Below are 15,748 nucleotides of genomic sequence, written 5' to 3' on the forward strand. Positions count from 1 at the left end.
GCGGCACAAGTGCTTCATCACCAATTTTCAAATAGCCATGTGCTGTCGGAACCTCGTAGCTAATATTACCGGCATCTGTTGAACCGAGTGACTTGCCACTATCTAATATGACGTTTTCACCAACTGCGGCTAAATGCTCACTTAATACTGCATCAACTGCGGGTGTCACGACTAAATCCTTCACCTCATTTTGGAAGCGTTCAATTTTCACCGTCGCACCTGTTGCAAGTGCGGCCGCTTCGGCAATCGCTTCGACCTTTTTAGCCGTTTCAGCGGTACGATTCCATGAATTTGCACGAATATAAAAGCGCGCTGAGGCGTAGTCTGGCACAATATTTGGTGCGTCTCCACCGTTTGTAATAATGCCATGAATCCGCACATCAGCTGCCACATGTTGACGTAGCGCATTGATGCCATTGTAAAGCTGAATCACCGCATCTAATGCATTAATGCCTTCCTCTGGTGCACTGGCCGCATGTGCTGACTTTCCGTAAAAATGAAAATCAATCGGGTCGACCGCAAGTGAATCTGTCGTTGGCATCGTAATACCGAATGGGTGCAGCATAAGGGCTAGGTCAATCTTTTCCAAATAGCCATGCTTTACAAAACTTCCCTTCGCACTACCATTTGGACCACCCTCCTCTGCAGGCGTCCCGAGAACAACAACCTTGCCACCTGTTGAATCGAGTGTTTCACTCAGTGCAATCGCGGCCGCTGTACTCATAACACCAATTAAATTATGCCCACAAGCATGTCCTAATCCTGGCAGCGCATCATACTCTGCTAAATACGCAATCGTCGGACCGGGCTTCCCACTATCCTTTACTGCATAGAATGATGTTTCATGACCTGCAACGGCTGTCTGTACATCAAAGCCATTTTCCTTAAGCAAAGTGACGAGTTGCTCACTCGCGAAAAATTCCTCGTTGCCGATTTCAGGATTCGCGTGAATGGCCTGACTGATAGAAATATACCGCGCCTGCTGTTTATCAATGAACTGCGTAATACGTTGTTGCTTACTGAGTACTTTCTGCATGATTAGAACCTCCTAAATGGTTATTTTTTTAATTCATCAAATGTTTTTAATAAGTCTTCTTGTGGCTCAACAACGATACTTTGGCCGCCCTTTGTTTCTTCTTTTACAGCTTTTTGAATGTCTTCACTTTGGTATACTTCAGCGATTTTTTTGTATGTTTCATTATCCTTATCCTCTGCACGAACTGCAAAGATATTAATATATGGTTTGATATTATCACTTGCCTCGTCCTCGCGATAAAGTGGATCTTCACCTGGTGACAAACCTGCTTGACCTGCGATACCATTATTAATAATAGCGGCCGCAACGTCTGGTAATACTTGCGGTGTTTGCTGTGCCACCATTGGTTTAATGTCTAGCTCTAATGGATTTTCTGTAATTTTTGATGCATCATCATATAGACCAAAATCTGCTTTTAATTCAATTAAGCCCGCTGATTCTAATAACTTTAATGCACGCGCTTGGTTTGATGGATCATCTGGAATCGCGATTGTATCGCCTTTTTTAATGTCTTTTACATCTTTTAATTTTTCTGAGTACAAGCCAAGTGGTGCAAATACGGTTGATGCTAATGGTACTAGGTCATTGCCACTTTCTTTTACATAAGAAGAAAGGAATGATACGTGCTGGAATGCATTAATGTCGATATCCTTATGTGCTAATGCATTGTTTGGTAATGTGTAATCTTCAAATTCAACAAATTCAATATGGATGCCTTCTTTTTCTAATTTTTCTTCTAGTAATGGCCACTGCATGCCATCTGAGCCACTAATACCGATTTTCACGGTCTTATCTGCGGCATCATCTGATTTCCCACACGCTGCTAATACAACGACCAGTAGTGCTGTTACTAATACATATCCTAATTTTTTCATCTCTTAATCCCCTTATCTTCTTAAAATTTTCTTCGATACCGTATTTCCAAGCCACTGCGCTAATTGCACAAGGACAATCAAGATAACGACCGTCACAATCATGACACTCGTATCAAAGCGCTGATAGCCGTATGTAATGGCAATATGTCCAAGACCTCCGCCGCCTACTGTGCCGGCAACTGCTGAGAAGTCTATCAAACCAACCGTCACAAAGGTTAAGCCTAACACTAATGGTCCAAGTGCTTCTGGAATTAAGACAGTGAACACAATTTGCCAAGAGCTCGCACCCATTGCCTTCGCTGCTTCAATAACACCTGGGTCGATACTAATTAAGTTATTTTCGACAACACGCGCAATGCTAAAGGCTGCCGCAATGGTCATCGGAAAAATCGCCGCTGTCGTGCCAATCGTCGTTCCCATCACGATACGCGTTAATGGTGATAGCGCCACAAGGAAAATAATAAATGGAATGGGGCGAATAATATTAACGAGAATATTTAAAATGGTAAAGACGACTTTGCTTTCCATAATATTATTTTCGCGTGTCACATAAAGTAGTAACCCAATTACAATGCCGATAATAGCGCCAAAAATTAATGTTAGTAGCACCATGTAAATCGTTTGACCTGTCGCTTCTAAAATACGCGGCCAAAATAATGCCCAATCAACTTTCATGCACAACCACCTCCTCCATCTCTACGATTTGCTGTAATTCCGAAATAGCTTTTTTTATCGCTCGTTCATCGCCCTCAAAGGAAACGAGTAAATTGCCAAACATCTGCTGTTGCAATTCTCGAACCGTACCATAAAGAATATTGAAATAAACGCCGTATTTTTGCGTAATCTCCGATAATAATGGCGTATGTGTCGTCGAGCCTTTAAATAACACACGATATAAATGATTGCCCCCATTTTTCCGCCATTCTTTTAAAATTGCCTCAGACGGTCTATCTTGATTCACCGACTGAATAAAGCGCTGTGTCGTTGGATGCTGCGGGTTTGTAAATACGTCATACACATCCCCCGATTCAATCACAAAACCGTTTTCCATGACCGCTACACGATTACAAATTTCTTGGATGACATTCATTTCATGTGTAATTAATAACACCGTAATACCAAGCTCTGCATTGACGCGCTTTAACAACTTTAAAATATCCGCTGTTGTTTCCGGATCAAGCGCCGATGTTGCCTCGTCACAAATGAGAATGTCCGGATTATTTGCTAGCGCTCGTGCAATACCGACACGCTGTTTTTGACCACCAGACAATTGCTCCGGATAATCCTTTGCCTTCTCTGATAAGCCGACAAAGGATAACAGCTCTTTTGTACGACGCTCAATTTCCTTTTTTGGCACTTTTTCAAGCTTCATTGGGTAGGCAATATTGCCAGCAACCGTGCGTGAGGTCATTAAATTAAAGTTTTGAAAAATCATACCAATATTACGGCGTAGACCACGTAATTCTTTAGGTGAAAGCTTCATTAAATCGGTATCATGCACCTTGACTGTACCTACTGTTGGCTTTTCTAATAAGTTCACCATGCGTAGTAGCGTGCTTTTTCCCGCACCACTAAAGCCGATGACGCCAAAAATATCTCCTTTTTCAATTTTCAATGATACATTTTGCACCGCTTTCACTTCACGACTTTTCACTTTAAATATTTTTGAAACATCTGAAAATTCAATCATTTAAGCATCTACCTTCTCCCTCTTAAACGTAAGTTACATCAAAAAAACCTTTCGCTTCTCGAAATAAAAGAGAAACGAAAGGTGTTAAAATCGTACTCTTATCTTCCAAGTGAAACTACTTGCAGGATTTGGCACATTACTTTTTAAAAAGCTGTTGCCGAGATTTCACCGGGCCTGTCCCTCCATCTCTCTTGATAAGAACTATGTAATTGTTGTTTGTTTTGATTGGTTTCATCATAAACCCTAGTAAATTACTTGTCAATAAATTTACTGAAAAAATATTTTTTTCTGAAAATAAGAAAATTATAGTCGTTAAAAAGAAAACGATTTCATTTTTTTACTGAAAATAGACAATTGCCTCACTGAAATAACGTAAAACCCGTATTTATATCCTTGCCATTCAGTAGACTTTCAAAAAAAATCGTGAAAAAAATACTTATAATTATACATTTGAGTCTAATTTTTTATAAAATAATAATAGAACAACAATTTGTAGCAAAGTGAAGGAGATTCTATGGCAGAAGGAAAAACAAAAAAGAAGAGTTTTAAGAAAACACTATTTAAAGGATTAATGGTTATTATCGGGGCTTTGATTGCGGCCTATGGACTAGAAGCAATCCTAATTCCAAATAGCGTATCCGATGGTGGCGTTACAGGTATTAGTATCGTACTATCACAATTATTCGGCTTACCGCTTGGCACGTTAATCGCAATTATTAATATTCCTTTTATTTGGCTAGGCTATAAGCAGATTGGTAAAAGTTTTGCACTCTATTCAATTTTAGGGATCGCAACGTTAGCAATCGGAACAATTATACTCCACCATGTCAATACAATTATTGAAGGGGACACGTTATTAATTACCGTTGTCGGTGGTATCATTTTAGGTTTTGGTATGGGTCTTGCATTACGTAACGGTGGTGCTCTAGATGGTATTGATATGCTCGCAGTATTATTAGCACGCAAGCTACCATTTGGTACGAGTGATTTAATTTTATTTTTAAATATGTTTGTCTTTATTCTCGTATCAACGGTATTCGGTCTTGAAGGTGCGATTCTTTCTGGTCTAGCATACTTTATCGCCTCAAAAGTAATTCATATCGTTGAAGAAGGTCTGAGCGGCTCGAAAACATATAAAGTCATTACGAAGGACCCTGATTTACTTGTCGAAACGATTCGCGATCGTCTTGGTCGTAGTTCGACATTGTCAGAGGTCTATGGTGGCTATTCAAATGAAATGTTCAAAGAAGTAACATGCGTCATTAACCGTATGGAAGATACAAAAATGAAATCAATTATTTTTGAAACAGACCCAAATGCCTTCGTTACTGTGTATGACACAGCCGAAGTTAAGGGCGGGAATTTCAAGAAAAAAGATATTCACTAAAACGAAAGAGGAATTGCAAATGCAATTCCTCTTTTTTAAATGCGTTCAATTAATTGCATTAAACGAGTATGAATGACAGACCAATGCACATTTAAATCGACGGTTGCGACGGTTAACGGATAGCCATTTAACTCGACAACTAAATCAATTGGCTCATCGACCTGCGGATATAACAGCATACCCGCCATCATGGGCCGAGATTCAGCATTCTCTAAATAACTATAAAGCTGATACAGATTTTGCGAATGTACGCGCTCTGCTCCGTAACGCGTCGTCATGAGCGTATGCTCGTAATATTTCGTATCAATAATGATTTTTCGCGCCTCATTCGTCAAACAAATATCCGTCTGCATTTTTGGAATAAGTGAACGGTCTCCCTTTACAACACGCCCAACATGCCAATCCATATATTCACGTGACACCTGATAGTCATGTAGATGCTGCTTATAAAAATTACGGACAAACTGCTCAAATAGCTCATGCATACGATGCGTCTTTTCAAAATCAATAAAGCGCAGTCGCCCGTCTACCTCATCAATCATCGTATATAAATGAATCATGCGGCAAATATCTAGCAGCATGCGGTCATTTTGATTTTGACGATGAAATGTTAAATTCTCAAAATGCTGCGCTGTGACACGAATGGGTGTGATTTCTTGAAAATAGCGCAGCTGACGCGTTAATTTTGTTGTCGTTTGCCGCGTCAATGAGCCGTCATGAATTAATTTCACTAATGTCGCCCGTATAATTTGATTATGCAAAATATCGACTGAAAAGTGGTCTACCTCACTCACAACACGAGGTTTATGGCCAAGACGCATCGTTTCACGCATTAAAATTTTGCCGCGTGGTGCAGTCGTTTCTTGCTTTGTTGTTACATACTCTTTATAAAATCCACGCTTTACAACTGGCGTCAATCGGCGTTCAAAGGCTTGTGCAAATAACTCCACAAGTGCCTCATCATTCGACGCTGTCACAAAACGCTCACCCTGTTCTGGCAAAATACCAGCACTGTAGCTCAGCATATAATAAATATTCGCAATTGGAATCATCCACTAAACCTCATAGCGTAACTTCGCAATTTCCGTACGCGCAAGCTCCGGCTCATCGAACCAATACTCTTCTAATAACGGCGCAATCTCTAGACGAATGACGCGATTATACCACTTTACCGCATCTGCCTGTGGCTGTGAAAAATAACTATGCCCTATCATAAAGCCACGTCCTAGATTTGGTTCCTCTGCAATAATTGCATTGAGCTTCGTCATTTTTTCATTAATAAAATTCGCTAATACGAGCGGTACTTCTGCATCAAGTAAATGCTGGCGAAATTTCTGATTAAACTGCGGTGTCAACGTCACAAACGCAAAACGACGACGCAGCGCATAATCCACAACCGCGAGTGAGCGGTCTGCGGTATTCATCATGCCAATAATTGATACATTTTCCGGAATATAAAACGGCGTGTCATCATATGCTAGTGGAATCGCAAATGACGGTCCGCGTTTATCTGCCTCCATCAGCGTCATCAGCTCACCAAAAATCTTACTAACATTCCCGCGGTTCATTTCATCAATAATAAAATAATAGGGATGCGATGGATCTTGCTGTGCCGTCTGACAAAATGTATAAAACACCCCATTTTTCAGCTCAAAGCCTCCGTCAACGGTCGGTTTATAGCCTTGCACAAAGTCATCATAGCTATACGACTGATGAAACTGCACCGTTCGGATGAAATGCTGTTCTTTAAATGGCATGTTTAAATAGGCTAACTGCTTCGCTAAATAGGTTTTCCCAACACCTGGAGGCCCTTGTAAAATGATATTTTTCTTGTATAAAAGTGCCTCTTGTATCATGTCTAATTGGGCTTCATCGAAAAAGAGCTGTTGCTTAAGTTGTTCTTCATCAACCGTTAATTCTGCCTCAAATAAAGAGTACTGAATATGATTTGATGCTAAAAACTGCTCGTATTCGATATCATCGAAGGCATAAAAATCCCATTCAATCTTTGGCACATCAAGCGCTGTTAAAAAACCCTCAATCGCCGGGTGTACCAATCGAAAGGATTTCTCAAACCAAATAAGCGGCTGCTCATATGTTGGAGAAAGCTCAATTTTATCCGTTAACGTCTCATTTACTTCATCAAGTTCTTTCTTTGTCAGCACCTTCTGAATGCGCGACATCATGACCGGCGCTCCGTCATACCAATAAAGCGCATATAATGCTTCCCCTGTTTCGAGTTGTTCATCAATAAACCGTTTCACAAAAGGAAGTTCATCCCCCTCCTCTGTGAACCAATATTTATCAAAGGAACCATCGCGATTATTATGCTCAAAATGAAAATAAGCCATTGGATTTTCATCAAAATCAAATCGAATGACTACTGCCATATTATCGCCCCCTTTTTCTATTCTAACAACATTTTAGCATACCCTTTATATTGCCTTAATATATTCCCCTTATTATAAGGTTGTACGATAAACTAAAGGGAGTGACCTCATGAAAAAATCACTTATAGGAACTATGGTTGCTGTTGCAGCAACTATTATCTTTACAGGAGAGGCAAGCGCAGCCAAACATTCTCAATGGCTTCAAAGTAATAAAACTGAACTTAGCGCACATCGGGGTGCACAAATAGTAGCTCCTGAAAATACGGTTGAAGCCATTGCAGCAGCTGGTAAATTGCGCTATGGTTTTGTCGAAATTGATGTTCAACGAACGAAAGATCATCATTACATTTTAATGCATGATAAAACGGTTGATCGCACAACGAATGGTAGTGGACAAGTAAGTAATATGACGCTTGCTGAAATTGAAAAATTAAAGATTGAAGATGATACAGGCCGTTTAACATCTTATAAAGTACCTACATTACAAGAAGCGCTTGAAGAAGCGGACCGTTATGATGTTGGTATCAATTTTGATGGTTCTAAGGGGAATTGGGATGATAAAGATTTTGTAGATGATGTGATTCAACTAGCACAACAAGAAAATGTATATAACCATTCGTTCTTTGTTCTAAGTAATACAGAAATTCGTGAACAATTTAATAAATGGTACCCTGAAGCACCCGTAACTTTCCTTGGGAACGCACTTAAAAATGTTGATACAGATCTTATCGCATTGAAAAAATATAATCAAGCACTCTACTCTGTTTCTATTAATAACATAAACGCGGAAACTGCAGAAAAGATTAAACGTGCTAAACTCAAATTGCATGTATATGGCGTCAATACAGAAGCACAATATGAAAAAGCTCAAAAATTGCATCCTCGTTTAATCGAAACGGATGTTATTATTCCGTAAGAATCGGATGAGTATAGGGGATAGGTTTTCTGAATGAGCATTATTTTTAAAAAAAGAAGGAATCGTCTTATCGATTCCTTCTTTTTTCTATTCATTTTTAACTAGAGTATTTTATCCTAGTTCATTTTTTATGCTTTTTCAATGTAAAACGTAATCACATCGCCATCTTCTTTTTGCTCTAAAATGTTATGACCACCTGCTTGTGCCCATGCTGTGAAGTCATTTAGTGCGCCTTTATCTGTAACAAAAACTTCTAATACGTCACCTGCTGCTAGTGTATCCATTGCTTTTTTTGTTTTAACGATTGGCATTGGGCATGCTAGGCCTTTTGCGTCTAATGATTTTGTAATATTCATGTGTAATTCCTCTTTTCCTGTTTTTGTGTAAGTGATTTATAGAATCAGCCGTTTGGGACAGCTCTCACGCAGTGTGTGACAATAATATGCTCCAGCAAACTGCGAATCTTAGCGTACAGCACAACGGTTTGGACCGATTTCCATTTCCGTTTGCTCGTCGTTATTTGGTGTTACTTTCCCCATATTTACATGACGAATTTCTTGGTATGCGTTTGGTTGTGGTGGTAAGTTATCTGTTACTAAATGACGGAATTCGTCTGCATCCGAAACATTTAAACCATGATTTTGTGCAAATAAATCGCCTAAACGACGTGCTACTGTACCATCTTCATTCAATTCATCAATAATCATAAAGTGTGCCGGTAAAACGATTAAATCTTCTGCTAATGCACGGTAACGACTATATAATGTTTCGCGTAAATCAGCTACCCAGTCCTCTGCGAGACCAGCTAAATCAGGACGGCCAATTGAATCGATGAATAAAATATCACCTGTTAATAAGAAGCGATGATCGATAACAAACGATGTTGAACCAATTGTATGCCCCGGAGAGTATAGCGCGCCAACTTCGATTTGAGATGCACCAATTTTTACTGTTAGACCATCTTCTAATGCTGTATAGTCGAATACAACTTCTTCCGCATCTTTTTCTGGTAAATAGTAAGTTGCACCAGTTTGTGCTGCAATATGACGACCACCTGAAATATGGTCAGCATGTAAATGTGTATCAAATACATGTTTAATTGTTGCGCCTTTTTCAGCTGCGAAGTTTGTAAACACTTCTGTAAAACGCACTGCATCAATGATTGCTGCCTCGCCACCTGAGATAACCATATATGATAAGCAACCTTTACCTAAACGTACAAATTGATATAATTCGCCACCGTCTGTTAAATCAGCTACTTTAATTGGCTCTAAATACATTGACCAAGATTTCATGCCACCTTGTAAATACGCTACATCCAATCCTTCTTCTGTTAACATTTCTGCTACCATGATAGAAGAACCTTCTTTTGCGCAGACAACTAAAATGTCTTTATCCGCTGGCAATTTCGGTAAAATTTCTTCTACACCATCTAATAATTCAAAGTATGGAATATTTAAATACTCAAATTTGTGACCTTCAATTTTCCAATCCGCAAACGCATCTGCATTTCGAACGTCTAAAATAAATAATTCATCATTATTAATTACTTTTTGTGCTACTTGTTGTGCTGTCCATGTTGATACTGTCATCTTTTTACCCCCATAGGTATTATTTTTTTGAAAAAATTTTATAGTTCTTGCGCGGTTTCACCCTGCCATTCACTCATGCCTGGTAAAACATTATATACATTTGTAAAGCCATTTGCTGCAAGTGTTTGTGCGGCTAAATCTGAACGTGTACCTGTACGACAAATAACGTAGATTGCTTCATTTTTATTTAATTCATTCATACGTTCCTCTAACTCACCTAGTGGCATTGATAGCGCCCCTGGAATATGACCAAATGCATATTCAGCTGCTTCGCGAACGTCTAAAATAGTACCTGTTACATTAGCTAAATCATCATTTGAAGCAGTTTGTGTAAATGTTTTCTCAGTAGCATCTGCTTTTTCTGGGTTGCATTTACGAATATAGTGGAATAATACGTCGCCTTCTTCAATTAGGCCGATATATTGATGGCCTGTTGATTTTGCCCATGCCACTAAATCTGCTTTTGAGCCTTGATCAGTTGCTTGAATTTCTACTACCTGTCCTTCTTGTACTTCTTTTTCAATTGTTTTTTCGTTTTTACGATTGGCATTGGGCAAGCTAAACCCTTTGCATCTAATTTTACATCTGCATGAATTGTCATAATTTGTTTCCTCCAAGTTAAATAAATAAGTTGACGTTGCCTTGTTCAGCATCCGCTAAATATGCTGCAACACCTGCATACGTAATATCATCTAATAGCTCCTCTTTTTGAAGCCCTAATAAATCCATTGTCATCGTACATGTTACTAATTTAATATCTTGCTCCTGCGCCATTTCAACAAGTTGAGTTAGCGTTAGTGCATTATGCTTTTTCATTACATGTTTAATCATTTTTGGACCCATGCCTAACATTTGCATTTTTGATAAACCAAGCTGCTCTGCTCCGCGCGGCATCATTTTAGCAAACATTTTTTCAAGAAATCCTTTTTTCACCGCTACTGGCTGTTGTTTGCGCAGGGCATTAATACCCCAAAACGTATGAAAAATCGTTACCTCATGGTCGTACGCTGCTGCCCCATTTGCAATAATATAGGCAGCCATTGCCTTATCATAGTCTCCACTAAATAATACGATTGTCGTGCGTTTCTTTTCCATTAAGTCCTCCATTAATTACCCGCATAGGTATTTTTTTATTGAAAAATAAAAAGCTGTATACAGCAATTTATTTGTTTTTTCATTTTTATTTTGTGATATCTTACAAGCTCTATATTAATACCCTATTAGGTATATGTCAACGAATATTATTTATTTTCTTTAAAACACCGTAAATGAAGGGTTTTATAAAGTTATATACATCGATATTTCCTTATATATATAGGGGTATATGTATTTTTTCATAAAAAAAGTATCTAATTTTCATTAGATACTTAAAGTTTTCTCTAGCTCATTACAGCTGTTTTTAATTTATCAAGTGCCGTTCGCTTAATTCGTGATACATGCATTTGTGAAATACCTAGCTGCTTACCAATTTCAATTTGTGTCATATTTGCCATAAATGTTAGCTCAATAACATCCCGTTCCTGGTGATCTAATACTTGAATGCTTGCTTGAACAGCCATCATTTTTTCCAAATAATCAAAGTTTTCATCTACCGATCCTACTACATCAAAAAAAGTTCGATCTCTATCCTCACTGTCCACATCCATAGGTACATCTAATGATAACGTGTTGTAGCTTGTCATCATTTCCATCGTTTCAAGCACTTCTTCTAAACTTGTATCTAAAGCTTGTGCAATTTCTAAAATCGATGGGGAACGCTGTAAAGTAGTCGTTAACTCTGCTACCTTACGTTTAATTTTAGGTCCTAATTCTTTTACCCTACGTGGTACGTGTACATCCCATGTCGTATCGCGAATATACCGCTTGATTTCACCTAAAATTGTCGGGATCGCAAAAGCTTCAAAGCTACGCTGAATGGATACATCAAAACGACGTATCGCTTTTAATAAACCAATAACCCCTACCTGAAATAAATCTTCCTGTTGCGCATAGTTTTTCACATATCGATTTGTAATGGAATAAATTAATGATTTGTAATTAAGTACTAACTGCGTTTGCGCATCTTCGTCACGACTTTGCTGACACTGCTGAATCCACTGATGTACTTGCTCTTTTGATGCATACTTTGTTGTCATCGATATACACCTACTTTTCATTGGTATGAAGCATTCACACAAAAAACAACATACTACAATAAGGACCTTCTCTCACTTTCCTACCCATTAAGTGTAAAAAGAAATCTTTATTTCTGTAAAATAGTGTAAAAGTGGGAGTGCTCAGGCATATGGTTGCATAAACAAAATCCTTTTTATGGAAATTTATCCGTTGTTAAAACGGGTATACAATAAAAAAAGGAGGGAGCGGAATGCCGACATTCGGTTTAGCGATTAACGCATCAAATGTGACCCAATCTGCCGCATTTTTTTGTGAGGTTTTAGGCTATGAAGTGCAAACAAGTGTTGGGGATTGGTATCGTTCACTTGCGCGCTCTGACATGCAGCAAATGGCCATTGATTTTGTACAGAAAGACCATGAAAGCTTACTTAAACGACAGTTCCAAGACCCAGCAGGATTTTTACTCGCCTATATTGTTGAGGATATTCAGCAAATGTATAAGAAAATAGAAGATTTAGGCGTGCCTATTTTGACAAATATTTTACGGGAGCCATGGGGACAAACGCGTTTTCAAATTGAAGCCCCCGACGGTTTAATTATTGAGTTAATCGAGTTAGTGCCACCTGATCCTGAATGGTTAAAAGCTCAAGGACTCGATGCATAATAGAATCTTATCTTCATTTTAGGAGCCGTACACAATATAAAGAAGGAATTGCGCTGGCGAATTGACCTAAAAATCTGAGACAGTATAAAAAGAAAAGGCACCTTCAAGGAGAAACATCTTTAGAGGTGTTTTTTAATGGGTGAAGCAGTATCTAGACGGAAAGGCGCATTGGTTACAACAGCCTTTCGGGAAACAATACACCTATTGGAAAGGTATATCTAAAATGACGTCGCATGATTATTAGCAAGCAATCAAAAAAGGCGTTATCATGAGCATGTCCCGTAAAGGCACGCCCGCTAATAACGCCATCATTAGTACGAAACGTTTTATTTTGATGGGCTTTTGAGAACGACAAATGGCATTGTCGTTCAAGCATACATCAACTACGATAATGATACGCGGATTTTGGCCAAGTTACACCCCGGTTGAATACCGGAAAAAGATGGTTTAACAAGAAATTGACGGCGACTCCTAGAGGCCCCTAGGAGTCGCCGTCAAATTCAGCTGAAAGATATTGTCTTTTTCTTTGTCTCACTTTCGTGGGTCAGTTCCCGCGCAAACGATTCTTTCTTTTCTTTTTGCTAATTTTTGTCAACTGGACATCTGTTATGGACCCAGCTTCTTTTATTATTTAATTTTTATTGCTTCTAAAATGGACTTGCCGTTTTGACTAATTTGAATCAAGCCATGCTTTGGTGCGATAACATAATTAATTGCTTTTTTGCCGCTACCGATTTTTGCGACTGTACATTTTTTAAACGTACCCGCTTTTATTTTCACCGTCTTATTAGCAGATGCTACACGCATTTTGCCATAATCCGTTTGAATGCTCGTACCTACTTTATCTAGCTTCACTGTGAAATAATCTTCGCTAGTGCCACTAAATAACGAGAAGGTCATAATTTTCTTTTTTGGCTCATACATTGTAATCAGCATTGTTTCTTCATCTTCTGTACTACCAATCACACCTGTTAGACCCTCTGCCGTTTGCTGCCATTCTTCCTCTGTCATAAAAGCAGTCGGTTCATCCGCAAGTAACGCAAATTTTTTCGTGATTAATTTATCATTGTCGTCATTCATTAACGCCTTGTATGTATACGTTTTTCCAACTGTCGGCATATAATTTGTCGCGGCACTCGCTTGAAGCGGCACCCAAGCCAACATAAACGCAAACAAGGCTACTAAAAACCCTTTTTTCATATCATTACCACCTTTCTTCTCCATATTACCCTAAAAAGATGGTTTTTCATAATAAATATTTACTATTTAATGTTATTTTGCAAGCGTTGTAACTCTTCGTCAATTTTTGCCACATCAATGCGTTCGTATAGTGGCTGTACTTGCTGGACTACTGCTGGCAATGTCGAAATCATTTGCCAACCGTTTGCCTCGATTGTTAACATACGTTTTAATTTTTCACATGCAAATGGAATAAAGGGCTGCAAAAGTTGTGCCAAATTCTCAATTAAAAAAACACATGTTGCAAGCGTTTTGGCACATTGCTCAGGAGCCTCTGTTAATGTGCGCCATGGCTGTGCTTCATCAAAATAACGATTGCCTGCTCGTATGCCTTCAAAAATGAGCTCTAGTGCTTGCTTTAAGTGCCCATTTTCAATTAATTGTCCAGCTTTTTCATACAATACAGCAACACGCTGATATATGGCTGTATCAATCGATGCTTGCGGTACGTTGCCATCAAAAGATTTGGCGATAAATTTTAGATTTCGATTCACAAAATTCGCAAATGCACCAAGTAACTCACTATTATGGCTATAAATAAATTCACGCCATGAAAAATCAGCGTCGCGATTTTCAGGTGCGTTAATTGTTAAAAAATAACGCAAGGAATCGGCATCGTAGCGTTCTAAGAAATCAGGTACCCATACCGCCCAGTTTTGACTGGTAGATAGTTTACGTTTTTCTAACGTTAAATACTCGTTCGAAACAATATGTGTTGGCAATGCCTCATTATGTGCGCCCATTAAAATAGCTGGCCAAATGATTGTATGAAATGGAATATTATCTTTACCATGCACGTAATAAGCTCTTGTTCGTGCGGGCCACCACTTCTCAAGTGGCTGATTATTTTGCTGTGCCCATACTAAACTCGCTGTATAATACCCCGCCACTGCTTCAATCCAGACATATATTTTCTTTCCGTCATAGCCGGCAATTGGTACATCGATACCATTAGGCAAATCCCTTGTCACGGCACGGTCTGGTACACCTTCTTGTAAATAACGTTTCGTTAGTTGCAATGCATTATCTCGCCAGGTACCCGCCGCTTCTGCTTGCTCGACAAAATGCTCTAGCTGTTTCTGGAAAGCACTAAATTGGTAATAAAAATGCTCTGTTTTACGAATTTCAGGTGCTGTGCCACAAATTTTACACTGCTTTTCAAGCAACTCAAGTGGATCTAAAATCGTCGAACAATTATCGCATTGGTCGCCGCGTGCCTTTGCACCGCACACCGGACAGATGCCCTCAACAAAACGATCCGGCAAAAATTGTTTATCTACAGGACAATAGGCTTGCTCTATTTTTTTCGTATACAAATAGCCATTCGCTTGTAATGTTAAAAATAAATGCTGCACAGCCTGATGATGCGCCTCACTATCCGTACGCGTATACAAATCATAGGTGAAGCCTAGTTCTTGAAAACAGGCCTCAAATTCCTCGTGATACCGATTAGCAATAGCTTTAACCGTTGTCCCCTCTTGATTTGCACGTATTGAAATCGGCGTACCATTACAATCACTACCTGAAACATATAATACATCTTCTCCTTTTAATCGATAATAGCGTGCTAAAATATCACCCGGTAATAATGCTGCGACATGCCCTAAATGTAGTGAGCCATTCGCATATGGCCATGCGCCACCAATAAAAATACTCATAATATCTCCTCCTAATAAAAAAACGCCCTAATCGAAAAATCGATTAGGACGAATCGTATCGTGGTACCACCTAAATTTACTAGTTGCATCTGCAGCTAGTCTCTATCAGTACGTGTTCATACTGCTCCTGTTGTAACGAGTGGCTTCTCGCTGCAGCCTACTTTCATTTCGGTGCAGGGCTCCAAG

General features: G+C 39.0%; 17 protein-coding genes, 1 pseudogene, 1 riboswitch and 1 other annotated feature (1 of these 20 cut by a window edge). Of the genes and pseudogenes, 4 read left to right on the forward strand and 14 right to left on the reverse strand.

Translation table 11 applies throughout. From position 1 onward, the window contains the following. The 4 genes from KTHG_RS09045 to KTHG_RS09060 form a co-directional block, all read right to left on the reverse strand. A partial coding sequence (locus KTHG_RS09045; RefSeq protein ID WP_139993602.1) for a M20 family metallopeptidase occupies nucleotides 1-1,036 on the reverse strand: 1,036 nt, incomplete at its 3' end. A gap of 20 nt (nucleotides 1,037-1,056) precedes the next feature. Then, nucleotides 1,057-1,911 (reverse strand): MetQ/NlpA family ABC transporter substrate-binding protein, encoded by an 855-nt coding sequence (locus KTHG_RS09050; protein ID WP_139992972.1) that lies wholly within the window; start codon nucleotides 1,909-1,911, stop codon nucleotides 1,057-1,059. Between the two features lie 12 nt (nucleotides 1,912-1,923). Next, nucleotides 1,924-2,586, reverse strand: coding sequence for a methionine ABC transporter permease (locus tag KTHG_RS09055; protein WP_126991758.1), 663 nt, complete (start codon nucleotides 2,584-2,586; stop codon nucleotides 1,924-1,926). Continuing rightward, nucleotides 2,576-3,601 (reverse strand): methionine ABC transporter ATP-binding protein, encoded by a 1,026-nt coding sequence (locus tag KTHG_RS09060; protein WP_139992974.1) that lies wholly within the window; start codon nucleotides 3,599-3,601, stop codon nucleotides 2,576-2,578. Before KTHG_RS09060 ends, KTHG_RS09055 begins: the two co-directional genes overlap by 11 nt. Nucleotides 3,602-3,696: 95 nt before the next feature. Further along, nucleotides 3,697-3,802: riboswitch (SAM riboswitch) on the reverse strand. 313 nt (nucleotides 3,803-4,115) lie between these two features. On the opposite strand from KTHG_RS09060, the gene KTHG_RS09065 reads away from it, so the two are divergent. Further along, nucleotides 4,116-4,988 carry a YitT family protein gene (locus tag KTHG_RS09065; protein WP_139992976.1) on the forward strand — a complete coding sequence of 291 codons (873 nt, stop codon included), beginning with the start codon at nucleotides 4,116-4,118 and terminating at the stop codon, nucleotides 4,986-4,988. Between the two features lie 35 nt (nucleotides 4,989-5,023). Here the strand turns inward: KTHG_RS09065 and KTHG_RS09070 are convergent, their stop codons facing one another. Together KTHG_RS09070 and KTHG_RS21190 are read right to left on the reverse strand one after the other, a co-directional pair. Beyond that, nucleotides 5,024-6,040, reverse strand: a complete 1,017-nt coding sequence (locus KTHG_RS09070; protein WP_126991755.1) for a 5-methylcytosine restriction system specificity protein McrC — start codon at nucleotides 6,038-6,040, stop codon at nucleotides 5,024-5,026. Between the two features lie 3 nt (nucleotides 6,041-6,043). Then, nucleotides 6,044-7,378, reverse strand: a complete 1,335-nt coding sequence (locus KTHG_RS21190; RefSeq protein ID WP_186439543.1) for an AAA family ATPase — start codon at nucleotides 7,376-7,378, stop codon at nucleotides 6,044-6,046. Between the two features lie 109 nt (nucleotides 7,379-7,487). On the opposite strand from KTHG_RS21190, the gene KTHG_RS09080 reads away from it, so the two are divergent. Further along, entirely contained in the window at nucleotides 7,488-8,294 is an 807-nt protein-coding gene (locus KTHG_RS09080) for a glycerophosphodiester phosphodiesterase (RefSeq protein ID WP_139992978.1), read from the forward strand. Nucleotides 8,295-8,422: 128 nt separating this feature from the next. On the opposite strand, the gene KTHG_RS09085 is transcribed toward KTHG_RS09080, so the two are convergent. The 6 genes from KTHG_RS09085 to sigB form a co-directional block, all read right to left on the reverse strand. Beyond that, nucleotides 8,423-8,650 carry a sulfurtransferase TusA family protein gene (locus KTHG_RS09085; RefSeq protein ID WP_139992980.1) on the reverse strand — a complete coding sequence of 76 codons (228 nt, stop codon included), beginning with the start codon at nucleotides 8,648-8,650 and terminating at the stop codon, nucleotides 8,423-8,425. 108 nt (nucleotides 8,651-8,758) lie between these two features. Beyond that, on the reverse strand, nucleotides 8,759-9,886 hold the full coding sequence (locus tag KTHG_RS09090) for an MBL fold metallo-hydrolase (RefSeq protein ID WP_139992982.1): 1,128 nt from the start codon (nucleotides 9,884-9,886) through the stop codon (nucleotides 8,759-8,761). 38 nt (nucleotides 9,887-9,924) lie between these two features. Continuing rightward, nucleotides 9,925-10,410 carry a sulfurtransferase TusA family protein gene (locus KTHG_RS09095; RefSeq protein ID WP_370362760.1) on the reverse strand — a complete coding sequence of 162 codons (486 nt, stop codon included), beginning with the start codon at nucleotides 10,408-10,410 and terminating at the stop codon, nucleotides 9,925-9,927. Continuing rightward, nucleotides 10,380-10,487 (reverse strand): sulfurtransferase TusA family protein, encoded by a 108-nt coding sequence (locus KTHG_RS22110; RefSeq protein ID WP_370362755.1) that lies wholly within the window; start codon nucleotides 10,485-10,487, stop codon nucleotides 10,380-10,382. Before KTHG_RS22110 ends, KTHG_RS09095 begins: the two co-directional genes overlap by 31 nt. A gap of 17 nt (nucleotides 10,488-10,504) precedes the next feature. Beyond that, on the reverse strand, nucleotides 10,505-10,981 hold the full coding sequence (locus KTHG_RS09100) for a DsrE/DsrF/DrsH-like family protein (protein ID WP_126991750.1): 477 nt from the start codon (nucleotides 10,979-10,981) through the stop codon (nucleotides 10,505-10,507). Nucleotides 10,982-11,265: 284 nt separating this feature from the next. Continuing rightward, nucleotides 11,266-12,021 carry an RNA polymerase sigma factor SigB gene (sigB, locus tag KTHG_RS09105; protein ID WP_139992984.1) on the reverse strand — a complete coding sequence of 252 codons (756 nt, stop codon included), beginning with the start codon at nucleotides 12,019-12,021 and terminating at the stop codon, nucleotides 11,266-11,268. 230 nt (nucleotides 12,022-12,251) lie between these two features. On the opposite strand from sigB, the gene KTHG_RS09110 reads away from it, so the two are divergent. Continuing rightward, nucleotides 12,252-12,665: a VOC family protein gene (locus KTHG_RS09110; protein WP_139992987.1), complete on the forward strand. Its 414-nt coding sequence runs from the start codon at nucleotides 12,252-12,254 to the stop codon at nucleotides 12,663-12,665. A 256-nt stretch (nucleotides 12,666-12,921) separates the two neighbouring features. Beyond that, nucleotides 12,922-13,094: pseudogene (locus KTHG_RS22115) on the forward strand (IS3 family transposase); the annotation flags it as partial. A gap of 198 nt (nucleotides 13,095-13,292) precedes the next feature. On the opposite strand, the gene KTHG_RS09115 reads toward KTHG_RS22115, so the two are convergent. After that, entirely contained in the window at nucleotides 13,293-13,865 is a 573-nt protein-coding gene (locus KTHG_RS09115) for a hypothetical protein (RefSeq protein ID WP_139992989.1), read from the reverse strand. Between the two features lie 62 nt (nucleotides 13,866-13,927). Then, entirely contained in the window at nucleotides 13,928-15,562 is a 1,635-nt protein-coding gene (gene metG / locus KTHG_RS09120; RefSeq protein WP_139992991.1) for a methionine--tRNA ligase, read from the reverse strand. A 41-nt stretch (nucleotides 15,563-15,603) separates the two neighbouring features. After that, nucleotides 15,604-15,748, reverse strand: a binding site (T-box leader) (it continues 94 nt past the right edge of the window).

It is taken from the genome of Kurthia sp. Dielmo (assembly GCF_000307285.2).
GTDB classification, from domain to species: domain Bacteria; phylum Bacillota; class Bacilli; order Bacillales_A; family Planococcaceae; genus Kurthia; species Kurthia populi.